The sequence below is a fragment of the Runella sp. SP2 genome, from assembly GCF_003711225.1.
In the GTDB taxonomy this organism is placed as follows: Bacteria; Bacteroidota; Bacteroidia; order Cytophagales; family Spirosomataceae; genus Runella.
On record NZ_CP031030.1, the window covers coordinates 3,651,215 to 3,668,373 of the forward strand.

The 17,159-nt window shown below is 44.7% G+C and carries 10 protein-coding genes; 4 read left to right on the top strand and 6 right to left on the bottom strand.

Features of this window, described 5'->3' with window-relative positions; translation table 11 throughout:
- Positions 1-12: 12 nt before the first annotated feature.
- The 3 genes from DTQ70_RS14730 to DTQ70_RS14740 all read left to right on the top strand — a co-directional run bounded on the left by DTQ70_RS14730 (position 13) and on the right by DTQ70_RS14740 (position 3,117).
- Positions 13-1,623 (top strand): SusD/RagB family nutrient-binding outer membrane lipoprotein, encoded by a 1,611-nt coding sequence (locus tag DTQ70_RS14730; RefSeq protein ID WP_122931512.1) that lies wholly within the window; start codon positions 13-15, stop codon positions 1,621-1,623.
- A gap of 115 nt (positions 1,624-1,738) precedes the next feature.
- A complete protein-coding gene (locus tag DTQ70_RS14735; RefSeq protein WP_122931513.1) occupies positions 1,739-2,290 on the top strand; it encodes a hypothetical protein in 552 nt (183 codons plus the stop codon).
- A gap of 194 nt (positions 2,291-2,484) precedes the next feature.
- Positions 2,485-3,117 carry a nitroreductase family protein gene (locus DTQ70_RS14740; RefSeq protein WP_122931514.1) on the top strand — a complete coding sequence of 211 codons (633 nt, stop codon included), beginning with the start codon at positions 2,485-2,487 and terminating at the stop codon, positions 3,115-3,117.
- A gap of 60 nt (positions 3,118-3,177) precedes the next feature.
- On the opposite strand, the gene DTQ70_RS14745 is transcribed toward DTQ70_RS14740, so the two are convergent.
- The 6 genes from DTQ70_RS14745 to DTQ70_RS14775 all read right to left on the bottom strand — a co-directional run bounded on the left by DTQ70_RS14745 (position 3,178) and on the right by DTQ70_RS14775 (position 16,364).
- The gene (locus tag DTQ70_RS14745) at positions 3,178-3,963 is read right to left on the bottom strand and encodes a helix-turn-helix domain-containing protein (RefSeq protein WP_164490039.1); all 786 of its coding nucleotides are present in this window, start codon (positions 3,961-3,963) and stop codon (positions 3,178-3,180) included.
- A 61-nt stretch (positions 3,964-4,024) separates the two neighbouring features.
- Positions 4,025-4,603 (bottom strand): cupin domain-containing protein, encoded by a 579-nt coding sequence (locus DTQ70_RS14750; protein WP_122931516.1) that lies wholly within the window; start codon positions 4,601-4,603, stop codon positions 4,025-4,027.
- A 75-nt stretch (positions 4,604-4,678) separates the two neighbouring features.
- Entirely contained in the window at positions 4,679-5,296 is a 618-nt protein-coding gene (locus tag DTQ70_RS14755) for an N-(5'-phosphoribosyl)anthranilate isomerase (protein ID WP_122934416.1), read from the bottom strand.
- Between the two features lie 96 nt (positions 5,297-5,392).
- Positions 5,393-13,468, bottom strand: coding sequence for an SdrD B-like domain-containing protein (locus DTQ70_RS14760; protein WP_122931517.1), 8,076 nt, complete (start codon positions 13,466-13,468; stop codon positions 5,393-5,395).
- A 270-nt stretch (positions 13,469-13,738) separates the two neighbouring features.
- Positions 13,739-15,643, bottom strand: coding sequence for a HAMP domain-containing sensor histidine kinase (locus tag DTQ70_RS14770; protein WP_164490040.1), 1,905 nt, complete (start codon positions 15,641-15,643; stop codon positions 13,739-13,741).
- Positions 15,644-15,683: 40 nt separating this feature from the next.
- The gene (locus DTQ70_RS14775; RefSeq protein ID WP_122931520.1) at positions 15,684-16,364 is read right to left on the bottom strand and encodes a LytTR family DNA-binding domain-containing protein; all 681 of its coding nucleotides are present in this window, start codon (positions 16,362-16,364) and stop codon (positions 15,684-15,686) included.
- Positions 16,365-16,577: 213 nt separating this feature from the next.
- Between DTQ70_RS14775 and DTQ70_RS14780 the strand changes: the two genes are divergently transcribed.
- Positions 16,578-17,159: an AraC family transcriptional regulator gene (locus DTQ70_RS14780; RefSeq protein ID WP_122931521.1), complete on the top strand. Its 582-nt coding sequence runs from the start codon at positions 16,578-16,580 to the stop codon at positions 17,157-17,159.

Below are 17,159 nucleotides of genomic sequence, written 5' to 3' on the forward strand. Positions count from 1 at the left end.
ACTAAAAATACCATGAATAGAATCTTAAAAAGTGTCACCCATATTACGCTCATTGCGTTCCTATTACTCCTCAATGCGTGTAACCTCGACATCAACAATGACCCTAATAACCCCTCGTCGGTCAATTCGAGTCAACTTCTTACCAATGCCCAACTCGACATTGTCAACTCACTCGGGGCTGGACCAACGGGCTTGGCCAATCCTGCGGGGGTTTTTGTACACCAAGTAACCCAGCGTAGCAATAACGACCAATACGCCATCACGGGGCAGGATTTTCCCGTGACCCAAGCGTGGGCCAACATGTACCGTGCCGTACAAAACTTAAATGTGCTCATTGAGCAAGCCAATGCAAGCCAGCAATTTGCCTACACGGGCGTTGCCCAAATCACAAAAGCAATGGCTTTCAGCTACATGGTGGACGTATGGGGTGAAATTCCTTTTACCGAAGCCAGTACTTCGGCCAAAGTTCCTTTTCCTAAGTTTGACAAAGGGCAAGACGTTTATCCTCAGCTTTTTGCAATGATTGATGAAGGAATTGCCAACCTCGCCAAAACATCGGCGCTCAGCCCTAAAACCGATGATTTGATTTATGGCGGAAACCTAACGCGCTGGCGGCAATTTGCCAAAACCCTGAAACTCAAACTTTATAATCAAATCCGTTTGGTTCAAAATGTGAGTACACAGGTGAATGCCTTGATTGCAGAAGGCGATTTGATGACGTCGGCGGGAAGTTTTTCACTCAACTACGGTACATCAAGTGCCCCCGATAACCGTAACCCGATTTTCCGTGAAGATTACAACATCACCACTTCGGGCCGCGACAATTACATCAGTCCGTATTTTCACGAAATTTTACTTGGAACGAGCACCCTCAATACCGTATTGGATGGCATTCGTGACCCGCGCATTCCGTACTATTATTTCAACCAACTTTCGGCGGCTCGTCCCACGGCCCAAAACCCCGTTGAGTACCGCAATGGCAACTTTGTGTCGATTTACTTTTCGTCGCAAGGCCCTAACCAAGGCTTTGACCAATCTTCGTCTAACACCATCGTTGGGTTGTATTACTGCGGTGGTCGGTACGACGATGGCAATGGCGTAACGGCAGCGGGCGTAAGTGGGGCTTCGGCCCGTGGTGATGGCCCACAACGCATTTTACCGTATCATTCCTACTTGTTTACCAGGGCTGAATTAGCACAAACGGGCGTCGGAACGGGCAACGCAAAACAATTATTTACGGATGCAATGAACGCCGCTTTTACTGAGGTCAACGCTGCGGCTGCTCGCGGAGGTGCCCCTGCCCTTTCGGCTGCCGTCATCAAAGAATACGTGGATGCTGTTTTGGTAAAATTCGATGCCGCCAATGACAATGGCAAACTGGAATTAATTATGACCGAAAAATGGATTGCCAACTTTGGTTTTGGGCTTGAGTCGTACAATGACATTCGCCGTACGGGTTTTCCAAAAATTTATGACCCTAACACGGACAACATTGCCTTTACCAACCTCAACCGTGGTTATCCTCAGTCGATGCCTTACCCAGTTCCTGGCGAGCTTCAATTGAACCCCAATGCTCCTGCCCAACGCGTGATTGCAACCGCAAAAGTCTTTTGGCAGAAGTGATTTAGTCGATAGTCGATGGTCGATAGATTATATTTCAAAAACCTTCACTATGGACTATGGACTATCGACTGTGGACTATCAACTATGGACTACTAAAAACAAACAGAACATTTTTATGAAAAAGACAACATATTTTCTCTCCCTCCTCGGTTTTTTCGTGCTGGCACTGGCTGGCTGTGAGACCAAAAGCCCGTTTCCTGATATTGCGCACGGGGCTAGTTTTGTGGCTTGGCCCGACCCGCTTCCTGCGGCTGTAACGGCGGCCAATATCAACATTATTAACGTGCCGCTTGCCAATGTAGCCTCGGCCAACATGGCATTTACGACCCAAAGTGCCAACGCCGACGAGATTTCAAAAGTAGATGCCTACGTAAGTCACGTACGTGGTACGGTAGTAACACCAACAGCTTCTACGGCCGCACCGCACGGCGTGATGGTCAAAACCCTGACGAGCCTCAATGGCAAAGAACAACTTTCGGTGTCGGAACTGCTTTCAAAAACGGGCGTAACCGCCGCTAATTTACGCGCCAACGACCGCCTTCGGGTTCGCTTTGTGGCAACGATGAAAGATGGTCGGGTATTTTCGTGGCAAAATTCGGGACCAGGAATTAATGCCAATGCTTTGGGTACTAATTTTACGCCCCTTCTTGATGTGATTTTACAGTAAACTACCTCCCAGTCGATTTCAAACGGGCAATAGGAAACTATTGTCCGTTTTTTTTTGCGCCAAAAACTACTGTTAATCAATAGATTACTTCTGCAAAAATCCCTTTAATGCGTTTTTAATGGCGCATTTGGAACAAAATCTAACGTACACTTGTATATTACGTACAGACATTAAATGTATCAACATATAAAATCATGGATTTAATTGAAAGCTTACAGTGGCGTTATGCCACCAAAAAAATGTCGGGCAAGCAAGTGCCACAAGACAAAATAGACTACATTTTGGAAGCCATCCGCTTGTCACCTTCTTCGTCAGGATTGCAGCCTTATGAAATTATTGTCGTAACGAATGAAGAATTAAAAGAGAAAATTAAGCCCATCGCGTTTGGTCAATCTCAAATTACCGACGCTTCGCATTTATTGATTTTTGCGGCGTGGGATAACTACACAGAAGAGCGTATCAATGCCGTTTTTAAACGTTCCAATGCCGAAAGAGGTCTTCCTGACAGCGCCACCGACGAGTACCGCAAGCGCTTGTTGGGCATGGTACTTGCCAACACACCCGAGCAGAACTTTGCCCACACGGCCAAACAATCTGCCATTGCGCTGGGCATTAGCCTCGTAGCTGCTGCCGACCAAGAAGTGGATGCCACTCCGATGGAAGGCTATAACGCCGCTCAATTAGATGAGTTGTTGGGATTGGCCGAAAAGGGGTTGAAAAGTACGGCCATCGTAGCACTTGGCTACCGTGATGAAGACAACGATTGGTTAGCAAAACTCAAGAAAGTAAGAACTCCGAAAGAGCTATTATATACCCACCTCAATTAACAGCCCACTCACAAGTAAAATGCCACCGATGACTATCTGTTCAGGGTGGCATTTTTTATTTTAATCCAACGTCGTATAGATTTTCAATTGATGACGACTTTCTTCTTCCGACAGCAATGCTGGGGTTGCGTCGGCAAAATCCTTAAAATCGCGCACCAAATGCCTAAAATCGTGATAACCTGTGATGGTGACTACATCCAGCCAGTCTAGTTTTGGATTTTTTTCTTTTAGTCGAAACGCCTTGCTAAATCGAACAATTCGAGCAAATGTTTTGGGACTTAGCCCCATTTTCTCGTAAAACTTCCGACGGAATTGCCGTCCGCTTAAACACGCCATATCAGCCAATTTGTCAATCGAATATACCTGCGGTGACTGTACCATTGTGTGAATAATTTTGTCAAAAGGCAGTTGAGATAATGATTGTCGAGCGTATTGGCGCACTAAAAATCCTTCGACCAAAGCCACCATCAAATCATAATTTGAGGTAGCCGCCAACTGCTCATTAAGCTCTCGTATTTCGGTTGGCCAAATCAACGAACTATCTATCGAACAGTCAAACAGCTCCGTCATTGGAAACTGCCCCAAAAGTGCGTGCAACCCACCTGGCCGAAACACCACTGCCACCGTGAGGTGATTAGGATGTAGTTCCAGGTTCACCCGCGTCACTTGCGGCCCAACAATAATGCTTGGCGCATTTGTTAATAAAGATGTTTCTCCACCCTTCCGACTAATGACGGGGTCACGGGCATAAAAGTACAAACACTGGTCTGGGCTAGCAGGAAACGGTTTGGTAATGATTCCTTTTTCGCGCTCAATTTCTACGTGCATAACCGTGTATTCTCTCACAAAAGAGCGCAAGGCTAAACATGGTGAATAAACACGTAAAAACATATTTGATACGGCTAGATTACAACTGAACTTGGTACTTTTTGATGATTTCGGGAAGTTTGTCCCAGAAATACACAATATCGTGTTTTTGTGCCAAAGCCGCAAAATCTTCGGGTTGAGGGCGAGTTCCTTTGGCCAGCACCTGACTCAAATCGCGCAGGTAGTCTTCGTGCCCCCCTGGCATACTGATTTCAAGGCACTTGGCAGGGATTGTTCCTGCATTCCAAAAGGTGTGCATTTTTCCTTTGGGTCTCAAATGTAAATCTCCCAAATGGAGTGTAACTACTTCTCCCTCAACCCACACCTGTACCGTACCCTCCAAGACATAGCATATTTCGTCAAACGTGCGGTGAAGATGGGGCGGAGCTCCTAACGCTCCTACCGAAATAACTGCTTCGGCAAACGCCAATTTGCCTCCAGTTTGGTTTTTGTTTAGTTTAAAGTCGAAGGTAGAACCCCCTATTTTAAGGCGTTCACCTTCGCCTTTCCGAACCAAAACTGCTTGGGTTGACGTATCGGAAGTAGCACTAAATCGTGGAAATAAACCTGCGACAAACAAGGAACGCAGCGTAAATCGGCGAGAAAAAACAGGCGTCATTCTAGTAGTGGTTTGTTGACACAAAACTAGAATGACGCCGCTAACAAAGTAGTGTAAAAAACGGACAACCTAAGGCTATTCGTCTTCCAATGCCTCCAGTACATCCATCAACTCCCCAAAATCTTTAAATCCTGGACGAATTTCTTCGCTTCCTCGTAAAGCAACGCCCGTTATTGGCGTCGTTTCAGACAAGGAAGACGCATTTTCGGGCGTAATTCCAAACCCAATTAAAATGGGAAAACGGCTCGCAATCGTCCCCAAAAACTCAGGCCAATCGCCGTCCAGCGCACTTTCAGAGGCAGATTCTAGCAAGAAGTAAGACGCATACTGCAAGTTGTTTTCCATGATTTCAACCACCGTGTCCACGTCTTGATCGGCTTCTACTCGTAAAATAATGGGTTTGATTGTCTCGGCTTTAAGCCACGGCAACACGCTTGCTTCACTCACCTGAACGGCATCGGGTTGATAGCTCATTATCTTTTCTAAAATCACTTCGGCATCGGTCGAAGTGGTTTCGGCCACAATTTGCACCCCCGAAATCCAAGAGCGTATTTCTTGAAATTTTTTAAGGTCAACAAAACTCTCCGAGGTTTCATCCACCGAAAAACCCAACATTTCCACCCCCATTCCTGCACAATAACGGGCATCGGAGAGGTTGGTTACATCACTTATTTTAACAATTGTCTTTAGCATATTTTCTTTCAAAATAACGGGCGAATATACACCAAATAAGCCAAAAGCCCCCACCAAATTGATTTGATGGGGGCTTTTACTAAAAATCCACTGCTTTTACTTCTTCACTTTCTTCACCGTAAAAGGAATACACAAGTCAACAGGGCAACAGTTTGTCCCCGCTTCGATGATGACTGGACAACAACCGTTGGCTGGGCACGTCTGGTTCGTCGCTGTGAAAGTATAGACTCCCACTTCCGAGAACAACACCACATTACCCGTCGCGACCGACGTCGTGCCGCCGTTCTTAAACCATTGTACATTCGTCAAGTTTGCAGGAACTCCTACTTCTAACTTCTGACCCGCGCACAACTCAAACGGTACCGTGAAACATTCTTGGTCAATGTCATCTTCACCACCTTTGCCGTTACCTGGCGTGCTGTCTCTGTCTTTCTCGTTGGTCTTACTGATTTCCGCCGTGTTCAAATGAATTCCCGCCTGCGTCGCCTTCACTTGGTAACGCAAAGTCACTGTATCGCCTGCCGCTGCGATATTGCCAATGTTCCACTTTATCACGTTGCCGCTGATGGTCGCACTACCACGACTCGCGACAAAGCTGCCGCTCACAAACTGCACCGTCGTAGCAATACTATCAACAACCTCTACTCCCGTCGCGTTCTTAGTCCACTCGTTCCATACTTTGATGGTGTAAGTCAGCACATCACCAACCCGTGCTATCTTCGTATTAATTGACTTCTTCAACGCCAAGTCAATCGTATCGATACAGCTTTGGGCATTAATCGTCGCTGGGACGCGGCTCGTACTTACCGCCGTTGGACAGGTCGGGTCAGTGCTCCGCGCTTGGGCGTAAAAGACTGTATTTGCCGCTACCGTTCCACTTGGTTTGTAATTTAAACCTGTGAACAACACTGTTCCGCCCGTTTGCTGGCTAAACCATTCTACCGTTGCTAGTCCCACCACCGTTGCTTTCAAGGTCGGGAAAGTATCCCCGATGCAAGCCGTCAAACTTGGCGTCAGCAATTGGGGCAAGGCTGGATTACAGTTACAATTAACGCCCGCTATCGTCGTATCAGTCTTACAAATTGCGCTCAAACTGTCCGTAATAATCACATTCTGACCCGATGGAATACCCAAGACTGTGTATGGATTACTTCCGCTCAACGTGCCTTTATTCACTTTTACAATGCCTAACTGATTGTTGACCGTAAAGGTAAAACTGTAGGTTTGCGCATCATTTGAACATACAGGGGCCGCTGAACTAATCGTTGATTCTACACATGGAGCAGGGCAAGTAGGAATAATTACCTTCACCGTATCTTGACAACCATTTACCGAATAAACAAAATTAAACGACTTGCCTTGGGCGGTGGCGTTGGTGATGCTTACCAAACCAGAACTGCTTACCGTAGCGCCCGTCGGATTGCCCGTCAATGCTGACCATGTGCCTCCCGTTGGCGTCGCTGATAATTGTACGCTTGATGGCACATTGCCGTTTGAACAAACCAAGGTCGTGTCTTTACCTGCGCTTGGTTTGGCATTCACCGTCACTACTACGTTCGCCGTGTCTTTACAACCAGCCGCATTTTGTGCTACCAATACATACGTCGTTGTGCCAGTTGGTTTTACTGAATTTGGCGTTGCTACGGCCGTGCCATTTGCTGTTCCTATTGTCCACACTGGACTCAAATACGTATTGTAATTGGTAATCTTAGACGTCAAATCCACTGACTCGCCTGCGCAAATCGTCGCAGAACCGTCGGCAATTACTGGCTTGGCAAGTACAATCACTTGCGCCGTGTCCGTACACGTTTGACCACCACTTGTTACCGAATAGACAAACTTATACGTGCCTGCCGCATTCAAACCGCTGATATTGCCATTGGCGTCTATCGTTGCTGCGCTTGGGTTAGCGGGGCTGACAATTGGTGCCCATGTGCCACCCGCCGTTACTGCTGTCAACTTCGCCGTACTCGTCGGTTGGCATACATTCGCCGCATCTGGACCTGCATTTGGCTTGATGCAAGGTGAGTACAAGGCAGCATCCACTGTCAAAATATCTTTCTTCGTTGGGTCGAATGGGTCAATCACATAGTTACCTGATTGACCTGTCGTTGGATCTACATCCGAGTCGTTGGCTTCGGTACCACCGCTAGTGCTCACGTCTTTCATCGCCGAAATGGCACACCCTGCTGGAATAGATGCCGCTACAATTTTGATGTAATACTGGCCTGCATCCAAGTTAGTGAACAAATATTTACCAGTCGCTTCGGTTGTATCTTTGGCGATGGCTGCAGTAGTCCCTACTTTATACAATTCCACCTGAACTCCTGCGACACCACCACCGTTGGGCGTGGTTTCATCTTGAATACCGTTGTTGTTGGTATCTTTCCATACGAAATCACCGAGGCTACCTTTTGGTACAGAACAACTGGGTGAAATGACAATTGTCGAATCCTTACAACCATCCAATATGGCTCTGATTGTTACACTGGTACCAACAGGAATATTCACAACTGAACTTCCTGACACCGTTCCTGCCGAAGCAGTTACTGTTCCAGTAGCACTAAAATCAACACGGTAGGTAGTGCCGCTCGCATCGCAAACAGGCGTAGCACTCAGTGTAGGCTTGGCCTTCACAATGATAGTACCTGCGTCGGAAGCAGTACAGCCATTGATGGTGCAGGTAGCCGTAAAACTTTGATTGACAACTACATTCGTTACAGTTAAAGTCGTACCAGTGGTTCCGTTGTTCCAAGAAATCGTTCCTCCAGTACATCCGGTAGCCGTCAGAGTGGCTGTCTCTCCAGTACATACCGAAACATCGGCTACCGTAACCGTTGGGTCATCTTTAATGTATTTGAATACCAACGCATTTGTAATATGAAACTCTCGAGCGAATGACCCGTTATAGAATACGTTGTAAGAGTTTACTCTGTAATTGATTTCATTCGTTGACGCGTTGACAATCGAACTTAGATTGAATTTGTCAATATCCAAATTAAAGTTTGATGTACCGTCAAATGAATTTTGTCCGTTCAGTAAGTTATCGCCCTGATTGACTCCATTAATGAACGTAGTTTCACCTTTATAGCTATCTCCCTCCCAACTAATAATGGTCAGTTCAGAAGATTTTATGCAAGGAGAAAGGTTAAGATTGCACAACTTGGTAGTTTGGTCAAATTCATTCGAGCTGAATACCCCATCGAATGTATCATAAAGGGTTATCTCGGACGGTGGTAAAGACGGATTTTCATACACGACTACCATTGACCAGCCACCATAGGCTGCTGCAAAATCGCACTCAGTGCCAGCATTATCCCAATCTAAATTGGTCAAGGTAAAGGCTCCGCCCGCAGTGACCAGCGAGGTCACATCGGCAAAAGCTCCATAAAAATCCAAACGGGGCGGCAGATTTAAGGTACGAGTCCAGGTTCTTGTCGCATTTACGGTCGTACCATTCAGGGTAACCGAGTTGTCAACATTGACATTACCGTTCGTATTGTTTGCACTACCCGACCAGTATAGATAAGCCGCTTTAACGGTTGAACCCGTTGGGATAGTCAGTGTTCGACTTGAAGAGCCAGCATCCATACATTGGCCTGGCCCAGCCAATTCTCCGCTATTTTCAACATTTCCGATGACGGTGTAGTTATAGCGACCACTGAAAGCCATTACTTGGTCGGCACAGGCAGCCTCACACGAATTTACCGTTATTTTTACGGTGTCACTGCAAGTACCTATATTATAAATAAAATTATAAGCTCCGGAAGCACTGCTGGTAAAGGCAACGGAGGCCACTCCCGAAGCGGTCGTACCCAAGGTAGCCCCTGCTGGGTTATTTGACTGTGCAGTCCAAGTACCCGTATTGGCAGTACCAGTCAGCGTGGCATTAGATCCCGCACAAATTGTCTGATCTACGCCCGCACTAGGTTTGGCATTCACCGTCACTACCACATTCGCCGTGTCTTTGCAACCAGCTGCATTTTGTGCGACCAATACATACGTCGTTGTACCCGTTGGTTTTACAGACGCTGGCGTCGTTACTGCCGTGCCATTGGCCGTACCCACTGTCCATACTGGACTCAAATAAGTATTGTAACTTGTAATCTTAGAAGTCAAATCAACTGACTCACCCGCGCAAATCGTCGCAGAACCGTCGGCAATCACTGGCTTGGCCAAAACTACTACCTGCGCCGTGTCCGTACACGTTTGACCACCACTCATTACTGAGTAAACAAAACGATACGTACCTGCGGCATTCAAACCACTGATGTTGCCATTAGCGTCTATCGTTGCTGCGCTTGGATTGGCGGGGCTGCCAATCGGTGCCCATGTGCCGCCCGCCGTCACTGCTGTCAACTTCACCGTACTCGTTGGTTGACATACATTCGCTGCATCAGCACCTGCATTTGGTTTCACACAACCTGCACATGGAGCTACTGTTACTGCTACCGTGTCTTTGCAACCTGCGGTCGTCGTGTATATAAACTGGTAAGTTCCTGTTACACTCATACCCGTCACGTTATTGCCAGAAATCGTCGCCGTCGTTGGACTTGTACCCAACTGCAACCAACTACCACCTGCGGGACTTGGTACTAAGGTATAACTTGTTGCCAAGGTATTCGTCGCCGCATTCACACAAGCCAAGGTCGTGTCTTTACCTGCACTAGGTTTGGCATTCACCGTCACTACCACATTCGCCGTGTCTTTGCAACCTGCTGCATTTTGTGCCACCAACACATACGTCGTTGTACCCGTTGGTTTTACAGAACTTGGCGTCGTTACTAACGTGCCATTGGCCGTACCCACTGTCCATACTGGACTCAAATAAGTATTGTAACTTGTAATCTTAGAAGTCAAATCCACTGACTCACCCGCGCAAATCGTCGCAGAACCGTCGGCAATCACTGGCTTGGCATTGACCACCAAACGTACAAACGCCGTATCCGCACAATTCACATCACCCGTCGTATTTACCACCACTGCGTAATATTTTACACCTGCCGTCGTCAACACTGCGCCACTTGGTGTAAACGTCGCGCTTGTTGCTCCGCTCACTGCTGCTGTGCCCAAGCTACTCGTTGTGTCTGCCAATGGCCCATACCACTTATATTCTACTCCCGTACTTGGCGTAGCCGTAAAAGCTGACGCTATGCCGCCTACACAAATCGTCTGTGTTCTAGGTGTGGCCGACGCCACTGGTTTGGTGCAACATTCTAGTGTCAAATCTTTCAGTAACACGTCCCAGCCTGTGCGCGTGCTCACCGTATTGGGAGACATATCTATGAACATGACAACTGCTCCAATATTCGACAAGTCCACACCACTGCCTACAAATGGCACTAAGTCACTGAATTTAAACTCTATGGCATTGAACGTCGAAGAAGTAAACTTAAAATTCTTGGTAATACGCGATGCTGCCCCTGCATTGGTATATAATTCCAACCGTATCTGCAACGAGTCGTTGGTATTTGGCGGAAAATCAGCATTTAACTGTGCTTTCAAACGATTGATGCCGAGTGCCGCAAAGTTTAATCCACCCAGGCCCGTTGGGTTTAGGTTGACGGCGTCGCCATCAAGGCCATCCCACTGGACTGTCAAAGTGCTTGATGAGGCCGCCTGATTTGTTATCTCAATTACGTTGCCGCCTGCAAAGTAAGGCCCCACCTCAAAGAGCGTTGTGGTGCTACTCGTTGGGATATTGGACACAAAATTCATATCACGCTCACCGCCCAGCAATATACTCGATGATTGCACGCTCGACACGCGACCGTTGGTTAGAGAGTTTTGTACAGTCGTCAATGAGTCGATTAGCATACCACAAAAAATGGGACTTGACAATGGAATAAACCCAGCATCGAAGCTATGGTTTGATGCCCCTTCACTACCTGTCGTCAGGTTGATACCTATTGAACCACCTTGTAAGGCAACGTCCGAATCGTTTTGGTCGTTGCCATTGTTGGCAGTAACATCTTTGGGTGAAATTGAAAATTGGCCTAATCCTGAAAGCGTTACTAATCCAGCCGTACTTTGACCTTCAGCAAATACCAATTTATAAGCTGTATTGGTAAGCAAAGCCGTATCAGCCCCTGTTCCGCTCCACGTTCCTACTGCAAGTGCTGATTTGGAGGAGAAATAATATTCACCCTGTGCGTTGGTCTTCGTTGTGGCTATTAGAGTATTGCCTTTATATAGTGACACGTTCATATTCGGAAGTGAGCCTTCGCATGGGTCTTGAATCCCATCTTTGTCAAGATCAATCCATACTCGATTACCGATTTCAATCGGTGCCAATCCACACAGATACTCTACATCACCCAACCCAGCCGATTTGCCGAATGATTCGGGGCCTGCATAGACGTAGTAACCCTGATTTCGCGATGAAGCACCCGTTGAGTTGCTGAACCAGTTTATACCCCCACTATCGTAACGAGTCTCGAAAGGATCCATGGCCGTCAGGGCGATTTCGCCACTACCTTTGCGAAACGCCAAGCCCCCCATCGACGTTTCAGCGTGGGGCTCGAACAAGAAATCGTGAAAGTAAAACTCACCACCACCTGGTCCTTGTCCTTTATTAGCTCCTCCTGACGTATTTGGCCCAGCAGTCCCATTGTTTTCTAATACATACGTGCCATTGTTATTATATATACGCAAAATATCACCACCCACAAAGGAAGACCACGTATCATTGATGTTTGTTGGACTAGCATTTCGCCAGCCAATTTGGTGAGCCGTTCGATCCATAAAAGCCAAAATCATAGAACCATCCACGTCAAACTCAATATCTGAAAAGATGGGCGTCGGATAAACAAACCCACGTTCTCCCCCTTGAATGTCGCAAGCAGCAGGGGGAGTATCTGTCCAAGGATACCAGCCAGTGTTGTTGATACAACTACCCCAAAAAGCATATCCTTTTGAGTAATCCATCGTCATGCTGAATATTTCCGTCCAGGTGGTACCATCTAAGCGATACACTTTTGAGTTCATATTTGATGGTGTTGTCCCATCACAAACACCCCCCATGAATAGTTTTCCCTCGTGGTATTTGAGGGCAAAAATTCTGAATGTACCTGCACAACCAGCGACTGTAGGCGGCGGATACGTACCTGCCAAGGTCTTTGTGCCTACATTGATTGCATAGATGGTTCGGTTAGTCAGATTCACAAAAAACAGGGTATCCGCATTTTTATTAAATTCAATGTTGCCAATACTCGTCTTACCCACAGCGGTATAACCCGCAGCATCAAGTGATTTAGCTAATTTATCACCCACCAAACCACGGCTTATATTGCGGTCTGCGATGGTTGTACCAGTTCCTACATTATCAACGGGAATTCCCAGTGTTTTGACATCCAGCCAATTGCTTACAACGGGTGCACCTGATGAATAATCTACCTGATAAATACCGCCTTCACCCAATGGACCAAACCCTACATGCCGCTTGGCAAAGGCACTGACCAGCATCTTTTTATTTTTTCTATCCCAAGCAATACCAAAAGAAGAACCAATTTGGCTGGCCGTCGCTGCTTTGGTGGCAGGGTCGGTTCCAGTAGCTGTACCATTGCCGATACTATTGTTGTCAAAAGTAACCAAAGCTCCGTCAGGGCCTGCCGTACCATTTACGAGTGGGTCTCCATTGGCAAAACAAGTAGTGGCTAAAAGCGGGTTGGCTTCGCAATAATCTTCTGGCCTAGCGATTCCTAGACTAGCACATTGTCCTGCTTGTACAAATTGTACAGTGGTTCGGCCCCCTGCACCTGCTTTTGTTAAGTTATAAGAAGAACTGACAATGGCAGGCAAGGTAAACTCAATTCGGTATTTTTGCCCAGCCACCATTCCCGTAAATTTGTAATTACCACTGCCATCGGTGGTAACCGTGCCTACCAAAATACCATTACAGTCATACGCTTTGACCGTAACTCCCTGTACACCAACAAGTGTTTCATCCTTGGCTCCGTTGTAGTTATAATCTTTCCAAACACTACCTGCAATCTCCGTTGCAGCAAGCGTAGGACAATTACTAATGGTTTGAGCCTCACTCCAAGCTATACTAATAAGACAAAGCGCTACTGCCAAAAAAGCAATACGCAACTTTTCGGTAAAGGTATCACCTCGGTGCAGTGAAGCATCGTGTAGCAGGTTATTCCTGTTTGAACGTAATAATTTTTTCATTGCGAAGTAGGTAAGTAAATGTTTGAATGAGTGGCGAACTAAGTGGTATATTTTGTTATGTAATTAATGCCAAAACATACCAACGCATCGTCTGACACAACTCTCACTCCGTCAATTTTCATACTAATCTACCCCATTAATCATTTACAGGGTGGTGAAATGCACAACATGGTGATAGACAACACGTCGTTCCAAACCCGACCGTTGAAACAAAAGAAGAAGCCCCTTTTAGCAACAAACTTGCCAAAGGAATTGAGAAAATAGAAGAATTTATCCTTTTGAAGTAGTAGCCAACCTGGCAGGAAATTGCAATTTGAAAGTTGTGCCCACGCTAAGGTTGCTGACGACACTGATACTGCCTCGGTTTCTTTTTACGAACCTAGCTACCATAATCAGCCCTAAACCCATTCCCTGCGTTCCCACAAATGCCTTTTGAGGGTTAGAAAATACCTTACGAATTACCGCCAATTTATCGGCATCAATTCCTTTACCGTTGTCGCTTATGATTAGCTCAATATATTTTGTATCTATCTGATGGGCATAAAGTTCAATTTTGCCTTCGGGCATCATCGCTTTGTATGAATTGTCCAATAGGTTCCGAACAATTAATTCGATGGCGTTAGGGTCGGCATAAACCTTCATTCCTTCTTGGCAAGTTACCTCAAAGAGAACACTTTTATTAACCCCCACTTTTTGGTATAGCTCCACGACATTCATCAGCAATTCTGATAGCAATACTTCGGTAGGATTATAGGGCAGCAATTGATTCTGAGATATTACCCAACTTAACAAATTTTCTAATATACGTTGAATAGCCAATCCTGACTCATCCAATGAATGTGCTAATCGTTCAATCGACTTATAATCTTTCTTTTTAAGGCAATAACCAATCGCTTCCGTCATACCGTGAAAAGCGTGCATAGGCCTTCTTAAATCATGGGCAATCATTCCAAACAGTTGCTCGCGTGAAGTGGTGTAGATTTTAAGTTCTTTATTTACTTTATAAAAATTATACCCCAAAATTCCTACGCCTATTATAACTAACCCTGCGACCAATAGGAGAATAAAACTACGTCGTTCGGTTTCCTTCAATGTGGTTATTTCTTTTTGCCTCGCATCAAACTCATACTTAGCTTGTAGCTCTAGCATTTTTATGTCGTTACTTTGTTGATTACTCAGGCGCTCATATTTCAATACGCTGTCGTCAATGCTTATCACCTCTTCAAACCTATTTTTACGAATCATAAAAGTCCGTAAATTTCCGTACAAAGCACTCTTCGATACATAATGAAGGGGCTCGTATTTATCCACAATACTTAGTCCTTTTCGGCAGTATTCTATCCCTTCTTCTATTTTATTGAGTTCCACACAATCGTTTGACAAATTGTAGTATATCACTCCTCTTTCGTGGGTCTGATTAGGGGCCAGAATACGCTCCGCTTTTTTATTCAGTTGGTAGGAGTCCAGGGTTCGATTTTGAAAATAGTATCCTATTGCCAAAAAAATGTACACTCGAAAATATCCATACGACAATTTTGGCTGTTTTTTAATGAAATCAATCGCTTGGTTTGACATTTTTTCGAGCTTTTCTGCTGACTTTGCCCCGTTTTCACCATATTCTACCAGTAGTTTGACGGCTTGGTAATATAAATAGTTATGGGGAGTTGGCTTTCTTTTATAATGCAGCTCGATATACTCAGTGTAATTTTTCTTAAAAATCTTTGCTTGGGTTTTATTTTCGCCAAAGGGAGTATATTGCAAAGTCAGGGCCAAACCATAGCAATGAAGTAGCCCTCCACTATCCTTCAATTTTTCAAAAATAGTAATGGCATTTTCTAATTCACTAAATGCTTTTTGATATTGTTTATGGCGATTAAAATAGAAGGCTCTAATGTAAAAATAGGCCCCACGACCTACTTCATCATCAAATTGATTTGATAATTTATTGATTTCTTCCGTGTGTGAAAGTAGCTTATTGATATTTGACCAAGTGTAACTTCGCTCAAGTATAATTAAGTTTTTGAGACGTTCTGTAGAAGGTTCTTTATGATTCTCCAGCCACTTATTAAGACTATCTACTTTAACAATAGGATGTACGTCAGAAAACGTAAAAGCTTGTAAATCTTTAACGTTAGAATAGAGAATAATAAATATCAAAAACAGTAGTTTTTCCATAGACATCTCAAGATGTTACAATGTAAAGAACAAATATCAACTATTGCTCAAACATTTCAATAACATCCTGCCGAAAAGAACGACCAACGGGTATTGACTTCCCCTGAACAATAATTTGCTGTGCTGACAAATCGAGGCGTTTTACATAGTTTTTATTGACGACAAATGCTCTGTGTACCTGCACAAATCTTTTATCCAAATCGAATAAGATAGCCCGTAATGTTCGCTTAAAAATATAATTACGCTCTGCCGTATATATGTGCACATAATTTCCATCGGCTTCTATGTAAAGTAAGCTATCGAAAGCTAAAAATATTTTTTGCCGAAATCTCCCAGGCAAACTTATCCCTTTAGGGGCATCATCAGGTGCGTTTTCTGGCACCATGGCATGAACCATACCCAATAATGTAAAAGGATGAAATGGTTTTACTAAGAAAGAAGTATTTGGTAATGATAACGCATTTTTAAGAAATTCATCCTGTGGATAACCCGTTAAAAATATAACAGGATAGTCTCGTTTCAAGCCTTTGAACAAATCATAGCTCAATCCATCAGGCAACATTACATCAGCTAAAACCAAATCTGGTTGGGTTTCACTCAAAAAATCTTGCGCTTCTTTGAGTGACCCTGTACTGGTTACCTCCAATATATTTGCTTCTTCTAACATCAGCAAAATCTTTATTTGCCAAAAGGGATCATCTTCAATAAGTAGGATAGTCATTCAGGGATTGCATTTTGTTCAAATATATACTTTTGGTATGGAAATTTTAGAAGTTCCCCTTTAGTACGGGGTGATAAAATGCAATTGAGGGTGACAAACTTTATTTCTCTTTTATTCATATACATATGGTGTATTTCATCACCAAGTGTCTATTGATTATATCTTTTTTGCACTAACGTTGCTTGTTATTTGAATAAACAACCATTAAAAATCATGAACAGCAACCTTATCTCATCCCCAAGTGATGTTTCTAAAAAGCAAACCTTAACTGTACGTCTTCAAATTGAGCAAAAAGATACAGCGATGCTTCTTTCCTTTTTGCTTTCAGAACAGATTTCATTTGAATTTGCGTACCAACCACATACTTCGCTGATACCTGTTATTTCTATTCCCAAAACACCACCCGCTTCTTTAACCAACACAAACGAAATAAACCCTACCCCCGTTTTTGCTAAGATGAGCAGTCTTGAAAAAATAAAATGGGCTTACGAGTTTTATATCCTACAGAAGCACTTGGGAGCTATCCCTTCAGAAATAGAAATATCCGCAAAGCTAAAGATCGCTCCAAGTCTTTTTCGTATTCTTTTTAAACGAAACTACGGCAAAGGATTTTACCAGCTTTACCTCGAAAAACGCATGGAATATGCCAGCGAGCTGCTACGTAGAGGTCTAAAATGCAATGAAGTAGCCAAGATGGTGGGTTACAGCAATAATTCAGCCATCAAATTCAATAAGATGTTTCAAAAGCATTTTGGCATGACCCCTAAAACATATCAGCGTGAACACATTAATTAA